Origin of the sequence: Fibrella aestuarina BUZ 2, assembly GCF_000331105.1 — a bacterium.
Lineage (GTDB): Bacteria > Bacteroidota > Bacteroidia > Cytophagales > Spirosomataceae > Fibrella > Fibrella aestuarina.
The window spans coordinates 1,125,310-1,139,292 of record NC_020054.1; the positions used below are offsets into that span (position 1 = coordinate 1,125,310).

13 protein-coding genes are annotated in these 13,983 nt (G+C 56.5%); 7 read left to right on the forward strand and 6 right to left on the reverse strand.

Going from position 1 to position 13,983, the window contains the following annotated elements; translation table 11 throughout:
- Positions 1 to 58: 58 nt before the first annotated feature.
- The 4 genes from FAES_RS04455 (at position 59) to FAES_RS04470 (ending at position 4,929) form a co-directional block, all read left to right on the forward strand.
- Complete coding sequence (locus FAES_RS04455; protein ID WP_015330007.1) at positions 59 to 535, forward strand: DUF2721 domain-containing protein; 477 nt, start codon at positions 59 to 61, stop codon at positions 533 to 535.
- A gap of 101 nt (positions 536 to 636) precedes the next feature.
- Positions 637 to 3,204: a DUF11 domain-containing protein gene (locus tag FAES_RS04460; protein ID WP_158408748.1), complete on the forward strand. Its 2,568-nt coding sequence runs from the start codon at positions 637 to 639 to the stop codon at positions 3,202 to 3,204.
- A gap of 66 nt (positions 3,205 to 3,270) precedes the next feature.
- A complete protein-coding gene (locus FAES_RS04465) occupies positions 3,271 to 4,017 on the forward strand; it encodes a proteasome-type protease (protein ID WP_015330009.1) in 747 nt (248 codons plus the stop codon).
- Positions 4,018 to 4,089: 72 nt separating this feature from the next.
- The gene (locus FAES_RS04470) at positions 4,090 to 4,929 is read left to right on the forward strand and encodes a transglutaminase family protein (protein WP_015330010.1); all 840 of its coding nucleotides are present in this window, start codon (positions 4,090 to 4,092) and stop codon (positions 4,927 to 4,929) included.
- A 92-nt stretch (positions 4,930 to 5,021) separates the two neighbouring features.
- Here FAES_RS04470 and FAES_RS04475 read toward each other — a convergent pair whose 3' ends face one another.
- Complete coding sequence (locus FAES_RS04475; protein WP_041258578.1) at positions 5,022 to 5,357, reverse strand: translation initiation factor; 336 nt, start codon at positions 5,355 to 5,357, stop codon at positions 5,022 to 5,024.
- A 172-nt stretch (positions 5,358 to 5,529) separates the two neighbouring features.
- On the opposite strand from FAES_RS04475, the gene FAES_RS04480 reads away from it, so the two are divergent.
- On the forward strand, positions 5,530 to 6,219 hold the full coding sequence (locus tag FAES_RS04480; protein WP_015330012.1) for a DUF3239 domain-containing protein: 690 nt from the start codon (positions 5,530 to 5,532) through the stop codon (positions 6,217 to 6,219).
- 48 nt (positions 6,220 to 6,267) lie between these two features.
- Positions 6,268 to 7,482: an MFS transporter gene (locus FAES_RS04485; protein ID WP_015330013.1), complete on the forward strand. Its 1,215-nt coding sequence runs from the start codon at positions 6,268 to 6,270 to the stop codon at positions 7,480 to 7,482.
- A gap of 40 nt (positions 7,483 to 7,522) precedes the next feature.
- Here FAES_RS04485 and FAES_RS04490 read toward each other — a convergent pair whose 3' ends face one another.
- The gene (locus FAES_RS04490; protein ID WP_015330014.1) at positions 7,523 to 8,473 is read right to left on the reverse strand and encodes a DUF2279 domain-containing protein; all 951 of its coding nucleotides are present in this window, start codon (positions 8,471 to 8,473) and stop codon (positions 7,523 to 7,525) included.
- 114 nt (positions 8,474 to 8,587) lie between these two features.
- Between FAES_RS04490 and FAES_RS04495 the strand changes: the two genes are divergently transcribed.
- A complete protein-coding gene (locus tag FAES_RS04495) occupies positions 8,588 to 9,733 on the forward strand; it encodes a T9SS type A sorting domain-containing protein (protein ID WP_015330015.1) in 1,146 nt (381 codons plus the stop codon).
- 8 nt (positions 9,734 to 9,741) lie between these two features.
- On the opposite strand, the gene FAES_RS04500 is transcribed toward FAES_RS04495, so the two are convergent.
- The 4 genes from FAES_RS04500 to ftsZ form a co-directional block, all read right to left on the reverse strand.
- Positions 9,742 to 10,722 (reverse strand): radical SAM protein, encoded by a 981-nt coding sequence (locus FAES_RS04500; RefSeq protein ID WP_015330016.1) that lies wholly within the window; start codon positions 10,720 to 10,722, stop codon positions 9,742 to 9,744.
- 75 nt (positions 10,723 to 10,797) lie between these two features.
- Positions 10,798 to 11,640, reverse strand: coding sequence for an acetyl-CoA carboxylase, carboxyltransferase subunit beta (gene accD / locus FAES_RS04505; protein ID WP_041257553.1), 843 nt, complete (start codon positions 11,638 to 11,640; stop codon positions 10,798 to 10,800).
- Positions 11,641 to 11,737: 97 nt separating this feature from the next.
- Entirely contained in the window at positions 11,738 to 12,442 is a 705-nt protein-coding gene (locus tag FAES_RS04510) for a DNA alkylation repair protein (protein ID WP_015330018.1), read from the reverse strand.
- 65 nt (positions 12,443 to 12,507) lie between these two features.
- Positions 12,508 to 13,902: a cell division protein FtsZ gene (gene ftsZ, locus FAES_RS04515; protein WP_015330019.1), complete on the reverse strand. Its 1,395-nt coding sequence runs from the start codon at positions 13,900 to 13,902 to the stop codon at positions 12,508 to 12,510.
- Positions 13,903 to 13,983: the final 81 nt, after the last annotated feature.

Consider the following 13,983-nt stretch of genomic DNA (forward strand, 5'->3'; position numbering starts at 1 on the left):
AAATGAGCGCGCCGGATAGGCTTTGGACAACAGCTTTCTGCCTACTCACGCCAGTTTTATGGAACTCACCATCAGTACGCCTGCCTTGCTTTTTTCAACCGTTTCGCTGTTGATGATCGCCTTTACGAATCGCTTTCTGGCCATTTCCAGCCTCATTCGCGACCTGCACGAGAAATTTCGCACCAACCCCGAAACCGTTTATGTGAAGCAGATCAAAAGCCTGCACAAGCGCTTGCGGCTGATTCGGAATATCCAGATTCTGGCGGTGCTTAGCCTGCTGGTAAGCGCCGTGTGTATGTTCGTGATCTACAAAGGAAGCCAGGTACTGGCCAGCTATCTGTTCGGGCTGGCGCTGCTGCTCCAGATTGCGGCGTTGGTGATCTCCGTCTGGGAGATTTCTATCTCGATCAACGCCTTGCAGATCGAACTCAGCGATATGGAAAAGGAATTGGGCCGCAGCCGCTTCGACCTATTTGCCCTGCGCTCACGCATGGGCGGTTCTGCAACGGCCGCCAGCCCGCCCGACGAATCTTAACGCATCGAAGTGTGGTTAATTGGTGAATAAAAAGTTATTCATATATCTGTAGGTGGGGGCATAGTTATTGATCAGTTAAGGTACGTAACATGTGCCTTAATATGCGTATAAATGTACAATTGACTGCGCCGGGTTCACTGCTTCTCTGCGCTCTACGAATCGCCCTCAGCAGCATAGTGCTGGTAGGGGGGATGGTAACCGCCGCCGTTGCGCAGTTACAAATCACGTACCCGCGCGACCGCATGGTGGTGCAGCGATCAAACGATAATATAGCATCTGTACAGATCGCGGGTAGTTACTGGGAGCAACTGGATCAGATCGAAGGCCGCTTTTTGAGTCTTCAGGGTGGCCAGACAACAGCCTGGTCGACCATTCAGATGAACCCCGTGAACGGGCAGTTCAACGGTTCGCTCACGGCTCAGGGTGGTTGGTACCGCATCGAAATCCGGGGCAAACGAAACGGGCAGGTTGTTGGTACGAGCTCACTGGCTCATTTTGGAATTGGCGAGGTGTTTGCCATTTACGGCCATTCCAACGCGCAGGGCAGCACCTGCAACGGCACCCATGAATGCGACTCGCCGGGAGGTGCCACAGACGAACGAGTTGTGAAGGTCAGGCTGGTCGATAACCAGCGATTACGTACCTACGAACAAACCGCCGATCCGCAGTATCTGCCCGACTTGTTGTTTGAGCAATGGACGCCTGAGTATGGGGCGGCACCCTTCCATGGAGACCCGTGGTTATGGGCGCGGATGGGCGATTTCCTGGTGCAGAAACTGGGGGTGCCTGTTCTGTTTTATGGGGCGGGGTTTGGGGGAACCAGCATCCACATGACCTATCTCTCCATGAACAACCAGTACTTCGAACACAGCTTCTGCCGCTGGGATCTGCAAATGCCCTATGCCAACCTACGCAACCTGATGAACCTGTATGTGCCTTCGACGGGCATACGTGGTATACTGGTCATTCACGGAGAAAACGACCGCGACAAATCGCAGGAAGACATCAGAATGTATTTCCGTGAGTCGATGAAGCAGATTCGGCAAAAGCTGAACAAGGGTCAACTCGCTTGGGTCATTGCGCTTTCGTCCTACGTCAGTATGCGACACGACCACGTACGCAATGCCCAGTACCTGTCGGTAGCAGACATCAACAATGACCCTACGCAGGCAAAGGTTTATCTGGGCCCAGACCTGGACCCACCAGTGGGAACGACCGGCCCCACGCCCTACCGCCCCGATGGTGCGCACTATTCAACGGCGGGGCAACTGTATTACGCACAACTATGGGCCGATAACCTGACGGCCAACAACAACGCTTTTTTCACTACGTCGGCGCCCTATCTGGCCGAAACGCAGCCGTTGGCGTCGATCAGCTGCGCCAACGCGCAACAAGTAAAACTGCGGCTACCCGACAACTTTACCACGTACCGCTGGGACGAAAACACGCCCGGTCAGGAGCGGCTGGTCGACCAGGGAGCCTATGCCTCGCGGGTGCAAAGTGGCACGATGGCCACCCCAGCCACCCGCGATCAGATGCGCATTTATTTTCCGCCTGCCGTGGCGGTAGCACCGGGCCAGAAGATTCCCGACGTACCCACGATCACCGCGTCGGGGCTGGTACTCTGTAGTCCGTCCGTTACGTTGCAGTCGTCGGCTACGGGGCGCGCGCTCTGGAACACGGGTGCCAGCACCCCTGGCATTACCGTAACGACCCCGGGGCCCTACTCGGTGCAGGATCGGCATCCGGCCTACGAGTGTGCGTCGGGAGTCCGCAGCGTGACCGTTACCCCCGCCGCTGCCGACCTGCGTATTCAGGTAATGGGCTCGAACAGAGCATTAGCTACTAACGAAACGCTTGCCCTGACCGTGACGATCCAAAACGAAGGGCCCTGCGGCGCATCGGGTATTCAGTTTGAAAACAAGCTACCCAGCAACCTGCTCGTAACCGCCGCCGACGCCGGGTTGACCTTCACCGCATCGACGCTAACCGGGACCATGCCTACCCTGGCTCCGGGCGATTACGCTAGCAAAACGTTTACGGTGAAACCCACGGTGCCGGGTTACTACACCAACGCCCTTCAGCTAACGGCGGCCTCTGTGCCCGACCCGGATAGCCAAACAAACTCAGGAACCGGCGACGGGCAGGATGATTGTGCGCAGATAGACATCCGGACGAACGAGCCGGGCGCAACCTACGTGTCGCCGAACCCCAACCAGGTGCCATTGCCACCGGTGCTGGGCAATCAGCCTCAGCCCGATACCAATAAAGCCGACCTTAGCCTGAATCTGGTCAGTAGTCTGCTCATCGGAGAGCCGGGACAGGTGCTGTCGGTTAGCCTGCTGGTGCACAACGAAGGCGGGCTCGACGCGACCAACGTGCAGGTACAGACCGAGCCGCTCCCTACCGGCCTGACGTTTCTGGCTTCCCCGTCGGGCCTGACCAGCACGGCGAATCGGGTGGGGGGCACAATTGGCCTGCTGCGGTCGGGCGAAACGGCTACGCTGGTGTTTACGGCTATGCTGACTGGCGGCGCGAGTGGGGCAGGGCTACCGCTGAAAGCTGAAATCAAGGCCGTTGACCAAACCGACCCCGACAGCCTGCCGGGTAATAGCACCGCCGGGCGGGGCGAAGATGACGAGGCGCAGCTGCTGATACGGATTCGCTGAGGGGCGTCGGGCGTTTGCCTATAATTGTATCTTTGCCCAAACTCGCCGGGCCGGGTGTTAACTTGTATGACGTACTGCTTAGGGATTAAAGTGAAATCAGGGCTGATCGCGATTGCCGATACCCGCCTCACGTCGGGGACAGAAGTCTCGACCAACCGGAAAATCACCGTTCACGAGGTCAAGAACCATTCGTTATTCATCATGACATCGGGGTTGCGGTCGGTGCGCGACAAAGCCATCACGTATTTCCGTGAAGTGCTGGCCGAGCGAGACCAGACGTTCAACAAGCTGTACAAGGCGGTCAATGCCTTCGGCGAGCAGGTGAAACGGGTGGCCGCTGAAGACAGGGCGTCGATTGTGGCCAGTGGGTTGAATTTTAACCTGCACGCCATTGTCGGTGGGCAGCTGGAAGACGACGAAGAGCACAAGTTGTTTTTGTTATATCCGGAGGGCAACTGGGTCGAGGTCGATTCGGGGTCGTTATTCAAGATTATCGGGAACTCGGGCTATGGCAAACCCTTGTTATTCCGTAACTTACACTACGATTCAACCTTACAGGAAGCCCTGAAAATTGGGTTTTTGGCGTTCGATGCCACCCGCGTCAGTGCCAACGATGTCGACTATCCGCTCGATGTGGTGGTTTACACCAAAGACAGCTTCCACATGACCGAGCATCGGCTTGAAAAAGACGACATGGACGAGATTTCGCATCAGTGGAGTGCGCTGCTCAACAATTCCGTCAGGCGGTTACCCAGTTATTGGATGGACCCCATTTTCGACAAGGTCGTGAAGCCCGTCAATAATGGGCAGTGAACAATAAACTGCCTTTCCGGGTGACGAATTGCATCGGCAGCTGTTCATTGGTTAGTGACAATCGTTCATTCTATGTACATTTCTGTTGAGCATCAGTTGCGGTACCAGTACGATCAGCCGGTTGCGCTGGCCCCGCACACACTATATCTCTATCCACGAACGTACCCCTACCAACGGCTTCGGCGCTACGAGCTACAGATCAGCCCGGAGCCCTCGAAGGTGGTGCGTAATGTGGACGTGGAAGGGAACGTACAGCAGGTGGCCTATTTTGGCGGCCCTACCGATTACCTGACCATCACCGCACAGATCGAGCTGGACTCTGATCCGTTTCAGTCGCTCGATTTTGTGCTTTACCCGTTCGAAACGCAACGCGTGCCGTTTCCGTATCCGCCTCAGGTACGTTCGTTACTGGAGCCGTATCTTATCCGGGAAGGCGTGACCGAGCTTGTCGAAAACTGGGCCCGGCAGGTGGCCGCCAGTGTAAACTGGCAAACCGTGCCGTTCCTGATCGCGCTGAACCAGGCGATCCGGCAGTTTACGTACACGGTTCGGGAAGAAGGCGCTCCGCTGGCTCCCGAGCAAACCCTGATCGATCAGCTCGGCTCGTGCCGTGACTATACGACCTTGTTCATGGCGGCTTGCCGGAGTCTGGGGCTGGCGGCTCGTTTCGTGAGCGGCTATCTGTTTGGCTCAGCGCAACAGGAGCATCAACTACACGCCTGGGCCGAGGTGTACCTGCCCGGTGCCGGTTGGCGCGGTTTCGACCCCACCGAAAACACGGTGGTCGTCAACAAACACATCTTCCTGGCGTCGTCGGCCCGCGCTGAGCTCACCGCGCCCGTCAGCGGTACCTTTACCGGCCAAACACAATCGCGCCTCGAAGCCGACGTGCGCATTAAGGGTAAAGAGTGAACGAGTGAATGAGCGAACGAGTGGCTGACGCCTGATTTTACGTGCGTCAGCCACTCGTTCGCTCATTCGCTCATTCACTCTTTTGTTTCTCCTTATCCCCCTGCCTTTTTCGCGCTGTATTTTTTGCTTGTCAGGTAAGCGAGGATTTTGTCGCGGTGGTCGCCCTGAATCTGGATTTCGCCGTCTTTGACGGTACCACCGGTGCCACAGGCATTTTTAAGCGCTTTGCCCAGGTCGTTCAGGTCGGCGTCGGTACCCACAAACCCCCGCACGGCCGTCACGACTTTGCCGCCGCCTTTGCGGTCGAGCCAGACTTTCAGTTGTTGTTGCTGGGGCGGCAGGGTGTCGGACGTTGGCTGATCATCGCCCTGATATTGGTAATCGGGATCGGTTGAGAAGACGATGCCCGAGCGGTTTTTCTTACTCATGGTAATAGCTGCAAACGAGTACGAAGATAAATACGTAGGCTGCATATTTCGGTTACGGCTCATGGTCGACTGGCAACTCAGGTACGTTTCACGCCTGATTTTGAATATAGACGCTGGTATTATGTGCTATAAATAGCTATTTATGTAGACAACTATCAGATGATGTAGAACTATGCCAGCGAACAGAGAAGTAGGTGAGCCGGGGGAGTCGATAAACTTCTCGCAGGCCACCCGTGCCGCCAACCTCGATGTGGATAGGCGGTTGGTAAACCAGTATGATCAGTTTCAGACGAAATACGTCTGGCTGGCACGGATAGCCTACGTGGTGGCACTTGGCTTGCTGGGAGCGAGTGTCTGGCTGTGGCGGAGCAATCATGGCCTATGGGCAACGGTGGTTGGGCTGCTGGGGCTGGCTGTTGGCCTGTTGGGCTACATGCTCGGGCAGGGCGCCGGCAGCGGCCCGTACGAAAATGGGCTGCTGGTGCCCGGTATCGTCACGAGTTTAGAGCCACTGGCGATAGCCGTGCTGGCCAACATGCACAAGGCGGAAGATAACAACGAACCCGTGCTTTGGGGCGCTCTGAAAATCGACGTAAATGCCTTGCCACTACACGCCCGGCGGGTTGGTGAACAGGTGCCCTGCGCGGCCCTGTTTTCGGGCGATAAGAAAGGGTATTGGGCGCAACTGGAACCCCGCCCGCTAGCCTGGGCAACGGCCAACGAGCAGGTGATCCGTGACGCCATCACGACCATCGATCAGCACGAGTGGCAGGCCCTTAGCCGACTGTTGCCAACGTTGGCCACGTTACCATCTGATGTTGTGCAGTATTACCGGGCTGATTTCACGCCCACAACGCTGTAGGCTGGTTTTTGCGGCGTTGGCGGGTCCAATTCTTGTACCTTCGCGGCCATGTTCAACGACCGGCGGCTGCTTCATATTTACGCCATTATCTTTCTCGACGTCGTGGTCGGGTCAATTATCGGGCCTGTGCTTCCTGAGTTCGTGCGGGGCCACACCCAGCCGCAACTCTGGCTCGCGCTGGGTACGTCGCTATTCCTGGGCGTGCAACTCGTTTCGGCCCCGCTACTGGGTAAACTGTCTGATGCGTACGGCCGTAAGCCCATTTTCCGACTGTCGGCGCTGGGTACGTTCCTGGCCGATTGCCTGCTGCTGCCGGTCAGGATGGGCACGTACCTGGCCAACCGCCTCAGCGACGGGCTGACCAACGGCCTCTACGCCACCGTGCGGTCGGCCATTACCGACATTTCGCCCAAAGAAGCACTGTTCCGTAACCTTGGTATCGAGGGGGCAATTATCTCGCTGGGTTTCGTGATTGGCCCGGCCATAGCGGGCTTACTCATCACGACCCTCAACCTGACTGAGCCCGTCGAGCAGGCCAGGTACGTTGTCATGATGGCCGTTGGGCTGTCGGGGCTGAATGTGTTGTTGAGCTTTCTGCTGCGCGAAACGCATCCTAATGATGGTGCTGCCAACACAAGGGGCGTGCTGTGGACCGATCTGAAAGTGGCACTGGCGCAGTCGTTGAACGTCGGCAGTCTGCTGGCCCGGCTCCGGCAAAAAGAGCGGGAGCATCCGGGTTTGCTGAATCTGGTGCTCATGCAGGTGGCTCTGACAATGGCCGTAGGGTATTACAACTACTTTGTGGCCTACGTGAGCCTGGGTACGTTGCAGATGAACGCCACCGATATCTCGTATTTCTTTATGTATTTCGGCGGGCTGAGCGTAGCGATCAGCTACGGATTTTACGGGTTCATCGCCGACCGGATCAACCAACAACGGTGGATTTTCTGGCTGGCGGCTGTTGGGGCTCCCGTGTTGGCCTCGTATGGGCTGGTGGGTACGTCGCGGGTGTGGCTCTACGTCATCGTAACCATCGACTGTTTTACGTATTCGCTCATCCAGGGACTGATCGAAGGATTGATGGCGCAAAAAACCACCGACACTGACCGCGGCGAAATTTTTGGCCTTAATCAGGCAATGCAGGGGCTGGCGAGTTTCGGTACGACGCTGGTCTTTGGGGCGCTATCGATCATCGACCTGCGGTTGCCCTTCGCCTGGTTTGCCGCTTGCCTGGTGGTCGTAGCCTGGCTGGCCAGGAAGTGAGCAGGCGGGCGTTTTATCCGCTCATTTCATATCAACGCTTTCACTCTTTGGGGAGCAGCAGCGGGTGAAAACGGAGCTTGTTGACCCGGTTATATTCGAGTGAGGGCGCGGCTATTTTAAAAAACTGCACCGTGCCTACAAACCGCTGCCAGGGTAGAGGCTGTAACGGGTCGGGCTGGTTAATGCGTGACAGATCGACGTCAGGCGAAAGGAAAAATTGCCGGAAGCGCTCGAATTTAATGGGCTTCCCGTCAGCATCGACCATCGGCGGGTTCTCGTGGCCGCCTGTCATGCCACTGCCGCTATAGCCCAGATCGAGGTTCAGCCAGCGCGGAAACGACGGGCCAACGGGCAACACCGACGCCAGATTGACCGACAGCCAATATTGCTGCCCATTGTAATCCTTCAGCATCTGCTGTCCGGTTGTTTTACCAAGCAGATTGGGCCGGAAAGGGGGATAAATCGTTTTCCGAAAGCCGTATTTCATGGAAACCACCTGCTGCCCCGTACCAAACTGCTGGCCCATAAACAGCGCCGTGCCGGCTACGTTCGCCACCATATCGCCTTTCGAAAAACCCCAGCCTTCGGCATGGCCGTCATACACTTCGAGCGTGGTCTGGAATAGCAACGCCAACAGGCCGCCCGTCAGGATACTGGCCCGCTCGTCGACGCCGCTCCAGCGCATCAGTTCGTAGCCGCCCCGGCTCATGCAGTAGGCAGTCGCCATGTGGCCGACCTTATCCATTTGTAGCCATTCGGCGTTGTCGTTGAAGGTGTGGAACGGCTGTTTTTTTTTGTACCACTGCTTTTTCAGCAGAATCAGCGTGATGGTGTAAAACGCCGCTGTGCCCACCATTACGCCAATAAAACGCCCCTGACGAATACCTGACTCGCCAGGCAACGTACCTGGCGTACCCGGTAAAGGCTGCGCTGAAGCCGTAGGCCGTAGTATCGCCAGTGTCAACAAGATGAATAACAAACGAGCAAGCATGGGCGCAAACCTACAGCCAGAACGCGACATTATTGATTGACTGATGTATACGGAAACTGCCACTCAGTGAGTTATATCGGTAACTAAACGCTCACGTCTATTCCGTATACCTTTATGCGCTCGCTTTGCTACCTGTTACTTGCCCTGCTGGTAGGGCCAACGGCATTTGCTACTCATATTCTGGGTGGATATATCAAAACGGCATCCGTTTCGGGGCAGGTCAATACCCATCGGATCACCGTCACGATGTATTATAATCTAGTGGAAGGTGCCGCCGCTGCCAACGCCGCCCAGACCATTTCCGTTTGTTTCGGCGATGGAAATACGGCCCAGGTGAGCCGTACTAGCAGCCAAACGGTCACTGGTAATGCCCTGTCCCCGGCGGTGTCGGTCAATGAATACACGGTAACGCACCTGTATAATGGGGCAGGCGTTTACTCGATCAAAGCGTCGGTTATAAACCGAAATGACAACATTCGGAATATCAACAATGGGCAGTCGCTCAACCTGAGCTTCGCTATCCAGACAACCGTACAAGTTGGTTTGGCCAATCAGACACCCGTGCTGGCGCTTCCGGTGTCGGGCTTACTGGTCGCGTTGAATCAGCCACTGTCTTTATCGCTGGCCGCAACGGATGCCGACGGTGATAGTCTTTCCTACGGAATGGGTCTGCCGATGAGCAGCCTCGAACCAGGATCGGAGCTAACCCGCTTTTGCAACAGCTTTTCGGTTGTTGCTGGTTATCAGTTTCCCAACGACGTCAAGCAGGTAGGTACGTACCGGCTTAATCCGCAAACGGGCCAGCTCAACTGGAACATACCCACGGAGCAGGGACGCTACTCGGCTGTGATTTTGGTATCCGAATGGCGGGACGGAGTACTGATTAGCCAGACCCAGCAAGAGTTTATGTTGCTTGTTGTCGATCGGGGTGGTTCGCCCGTGACACCCCCCGTCTACGAACCGGCTCAACTGGCTACGATCACAGCTACGGCTATTGATCAAGTGAAGTTGCAACTGACCGTTTCTCCTAATCCAATGGCCAGCGGCTTAATACAAGTCGAACTGACAGCGGCGTTGCCCAAACCAGCTACCCTGGAGTTACTCGATAGCCAGGGGCGCATCCACCGGTCCGTTGAGTTAAAACAAGCTGCCGAGACGCGGCGCCATGCGTTTGATGTGAGCAGTTTGCCCGCGGGCCTGTATCTGATTCGGGCGGAAAGCAATGGGCAGCAGGTAGTTAAGAAAGTAGTGAAGCCCTAATGCCGATGTTACAAACTTGGTAGCAACTGCTTCCAGGTACCCTTCATGCGGTTGTATTTGAGGGTGCTCGGCAAGGCTTTCCACCAGTATTTCGATAGCTCCACGGCAAACGAGGGCTGCATGTAGCAGTTGATGGCGCACCCTTCGCAGGCAGGCAGTCGGCCTTCAAGCGCCACCAGTTGCTGTACGGCGGCTGATCGGTATAGCTCGTGCAACTGATCGTTAATCGGGAACGTTTGCAAGCCCAGATGGTAGCAGGGGAGCACCAGTTCGTTTTGCGGCGAAATGACGATGGTGGTACTGGCCGCCCGGCAAACGGGCTTGTTGATGTGGTTACCGCCATCGCGCCGAAGCTGAACAAACCCATCGTTGAGGTACACGCTGGGCCGATTGCCCCACTGTGTCAGCGTTTGCAGCGCCGATTCGGGCAACGTACCCCCAACGCCATTGTACTCGAATACCGGATTCAGAATGAGCACCAACCCGTTCGGGCGGCAGATCTGCTCGTACATCGCCTCGATCTGACCGATGTTGTGTTCGAACACCGTGAACAGGATGTCAGGGCGCTCACCCAGCGAGTTGGCTAGCGCAATCGACTCCATCACTTTGTCGAAGCAACGTACCCCGCGGCCTTGGTCGTGTTCGGCAGCATTGGGCGAATCGAGCGAAAAATGCAGCATATCGACCAGTCCCCGCAGCCGTTCGGCCTGTTTGGGGTACAGCAATCCGTTGGTCGTGATGGTGGTAATAAAACCCTGCCGTTTGGCTTCGGCGAGCAATTCGGGCAGTTGGCGATGAAGGAGGGGTTCGCCACCCGTAAAATCGACAACCCGCACGCCCAGCCGCCGAAGGTCCCGCAGATTAGCCCGTACCTGATCGAGAGTTACGTAAGGCGAAGGCTTCTCCCAGATGTCGCAGAAGCCACACGTTGCGTTACAGCGGTACGTGACGTAATAATTGCACAAAACCGGGTGACGAACGAGGCGCATAGATAGGGACGCTAGGAGTAGGGGCTGGGGCGCAATGGTGCTAGTTGCCCCGTGCCTTACGCCCCCAGTCCTACGCTAATTCAGCATTTTCAACAAGCTGCTCAGCTTGTCTTTCAGGTCTTTACGGTCGACGATGAAATCGAGGAAGCCGTGTTCCAGTACGAATTCAGCGCTCTGAAAGCCTTTGGGTAAGTCTTTACCAATGGTTTCCCGAATGACGCGCGGCCCGGCAAAACCAATCAGTGCCCCCGGCTCGGCGATATTGAAGTCGCCCAGCATGGCGTATGACGCTGTCACACCACCCGTGGTAGGGTCGGTCAGCAGCGAAACGTAAGGGAGGCCTGCTTCTGACAGCCGCGCCAGCTTGGCCGATGTTTTCGCCATCTGCATCAGCGAGAAACCGGCTTCCATCATCCGGGCACCCCCCGACCGCGAAATCATCAGAAACGGCGTTTTGTTGGCCAGCGCGTAATCGATCGCGCGGGCAATTTTCTCGCCAACCACCGAGCCCATCGACCCGCCAATGAACCCGAAATCCATGCAGGCGACGGTGATTTCAGTGCCATTCATAGGTCCATGAGCCGTTCTGACGGCATCTTTCAGGCCCGTTTTAGCCACGGTGGCCCGAATCCGGTCGGGGTATCGTTTTGTATCGGTAAAACCCAGCGGGTCTGCCGAGATCATATTCTCATCGAGTTCGGTAAACTCATTGCCATCAAAAAGCAGTGAGAAATAGGCGTCCGAGCCTACTTTTTCGTGGTAATTGCAATGGACACACGTATACGCGTTCAGCTTATGCTCACGGGTATGCATCACCTGTTTGCAATTCGGGCACTGATACCACAACCCATCGGGGGCCTCCCGCTTCATTTCGGTCGGGGTCTGAATGCCCTTATCCTTTCGTATAAACCAAGACATGTTTGTCGAGCTAAAAGAAAGCAAAGATACGAAGGGGAAAATGAGGTTGGCTGTTTGACGGCTGATGTTTACGGATGCGCCGTCGAACAGCCAACCCTTATTTGGCCATAAATGCCCGCCGACTGACGGGGTCGTGCCGTTCGAGCGCGTAGCGCAGGGCCGTACGCGGCAATTGGCGGGCATGGTCGTGCAGGAATTCGTTGAGGGCATCAAGGTTACGTTTGCCCACTTCGCGCAGCATCCAGCCCATCGCCTTGTGAATCAGATCGTGACGGTGGGTGATCAGTTGCTCGACCAGGGCAAACGTATCGCTAAACTGCCCGTGCCGGATAAACTGCCAGGTGGTCACCAGGGCAATCCGTTGGCTCCAGAGGTGATCCTGCTGGGCCAGTTCATACAGCAAGGTCCGGTCAGCCGTGAGCAAAGGCAGCCCCAGTAGGGTGGGGCAACTGCTATCGACCAGGTCCCAGTTGTTGATGAATTGCCGGTTGGCAACGTACCTGTCGGCCAAGGCCTGCCGTAGCACCGTTCCGCCCCGTTTGGCCTGTAGATTCCAGATCAGCAGGCCCACCATGCGGCACTCGTGGTATGGGTCCTGAACGAGTTGCTCAGTATCGGCAATGGCCAGGTTGCGAAACTGCCGGGCCAAGGCGTGTTGTTGCGGCATCGACAGACCCAGAAACACATCGCCCTCCCCGTATTGGCCGGCCTGTGTTTTGAAATAACGAGCTGCGAAAGCGGCGCGCTCAGGTTGTTCCTGCGCCAGTATAGTTTGCCGAACGGTCTGGTAGTCTGGGGTCATGGGGTACCAACGAAAAGGCACGAGCCGAAGCCCGTGCCAATAAAGACAAATCAAGTGGGTGTTGCCTAATCGAACAGGCGTGAGCGAATCAGCTCGTGGTCGGGCAACAGTGGAATTTCGTACAGCATTACCCGGTGACGGCTAAAAGCCGGAGCTTCCAACTCGCGCTCGCTGAAGCGGTTTTGCAGAAAATCGGTGATGAGTTGCTTCACCTCTTCCGTATCGTCGGGTCGGGTCGGGTTCAACGTGATGCCGTTATAGCCAGCATGATCGTTCGTCCCCAGCCCATTGGCATACGGACCAGGTACGGGTGGCACTGGTACCGGCCCGCTGTGCGTAAACGTAGGTGTGCTGACGCCCGCCTCATCGAGTACCAGCTCGGGCTGGTTAGCTTCCGGTGCGCTCGGTGTTTGGTCCGGTGTGTCAACGGCCTCAACGGGTTTGGCGGGTTCTTCTCTGGCAATCGGCAGCGGGGCGATAATGCCATCCATGTTGGTCTCAAAACCAGCCGCGATGATCGTTACCCGCATTCGGGCGCCGAGCGAATCGTCGAAGATGGCACCAATTTTAAACAGACGGGCTTCTTCGCCAATCTTCTCCACGATGTAGTTGGAGATGATTGTCTGTTCTTCCAGCGTGGCTTCGTACTCCGAGCTCGACGAAATGGTCAGCAGGATGCGCTTGGCCCCCAAAATGTCGCTGTCGTTCAGCAGCGGTGAGTTGAGCGCCTCCTGAATGGCGTGCAACGCCCGCTCTTCACCTTCTGCATCTGCCGAGCCCATCACCGACGGCCCTGCATCCTGCAGTACCTTCTTCACGTCCATGAAGTCGGTGTTCACGTCGCCGCGGGTGGTAATGACTTCGGCAATACTTTTCACGGCGGTAGCCAGCACGTTATCGGCATGAGCGAAGGCTTTCCGAATGCTGAGCTTGCCATACAGGTCGGCCAGCTTGTCGTTCATGACAACCAGCACCGTATCGCAGCTTTTCTTTAGCAGTTCGATGCCTTCTGCCGCCTGCGAACGCTTGTCGATGCCTTCATATTTGTAAGGGGCCGTCACGACGGCAACTGTCAGCAGGCCCATTTCGCGGGCGAGCTGGGCTACTACCGGCGCTGCGCCCGTGCCGGTACCACCGCCCATCCCGGCCGTGATGAAGACCATCTTGATCGATCCACCCAGCAGGTTGCGCAGTTCGTCGAGGCTTTCGGTAGCGGCTCGGCGGCCCACTTCCACGTCCATACCAGCCCCTTCCAATCCCGTGCCGAGTTTCAGCTTCGTTTTCACGTCGCTGCTCATTAAGGCTTGCCGGTCAGTATTGCAGATCGCGAACTCGACATCCTTTACACCCATCTTAAGCATATGCTGCACGGCATTGCTACCGCCGCCACCCACACCAATAACCTTGATGATCGGGGCGTTTTGCTCGGGTATATCGAGGGTAAATCCGTGGTCCAACATAGCTTGATTCCTTAATGGTGTCCGATTAATCATGAGGGCGGTTAGGTTGTGGTAAAGCGTGTATGGGGTAAGCGATGGTAC

Coding starts and splice junctions, on each gene's coding strand:
- FAES_RS04475 (WP_041258578.1), bottom strand. CDS start 5,357: ATGAGTAAGAAAAACCGCTCGGGCATCGTCTTCTCAACCGATCCCGAT.
- FAES_RS04510 (WP_015330018.1), bottom strand. CDS start 12,442: ATGACCCCAGACTACCAGACCGTTCGGCAAACTATACTGGCGCAGGAA.
- FAES_RS04495 (WP_015330015.1), top strand. CDS start 8,588: ATGCGCTCGCTTTGCTACCTGTTACTTGCCCTGCTGGTAGGGCCAACG.
- FAES_RS04490 (WP_015330014.1), bottom strand. CDS start 8,473: ATGCTTGCTCGTTTGTTATTCATCTTGTTGACACTGGCGATACTACGG.
- accD (WP_041257553.1), bottom strand. CDS start 11,640: ATGTCTTGGTTTATACGAAAGGATAAGGGCATTCAGACCCCGACCGAA.
- FAES_RS04465 (WP_015330009.1), top strand. CDS start 3,271: ATGACGTACTGCTTAGGGATTAAAGTGAAATCAGGGCTGATCGCGATT.
- FAES_RS04500 (WP_015330016.1), bottom strand. CDS start 10,722: ATGCGCCTCGTTCGTCACCCGGTTTTGTGCAATTATTACGTCACGTAC.
- ftsZ (WP_015330019.1), bottom strand. CDS start 13,902: ATGTTGGACCACGGATTTACCCTCGATATACCCGAGCAAAACGCCCCG.
- FAES_RS04480 (WP_015330012.1), top strand. CDS start 5,530: ATGCCAGCGAACAGAGAAGTAGGTGAGCCGGGGGAGTCGATAAACTTC.
- FAES_RS04485 (WP_015330013.1), top strand. CDS start 6,268: ATGTTCAACGACCGGCGGCTGCTTCATATTTACGCCATTATCTTTCTC.
- FAES_RS04470 (WP_015330010.1), top strand. CDS start 4,090: ATGTACATTTCTGTTGAGCATCAGTTGCGGTACCAGTACGATCAGCCG.
- FAES_RS04455 (WP_015330007.1), top strand. CDS start 59: ATGGAACTCACCATCAGTACGCCTGCCTTGCTTTTTTCAACCGTTTCG.
- FAES_RS04460 (WP_158408748.1), top strand. CDS start 637: ATGCGTATAAATGTACAATTGACTGCGCCGGGTTCACTGCTTCTCTGC.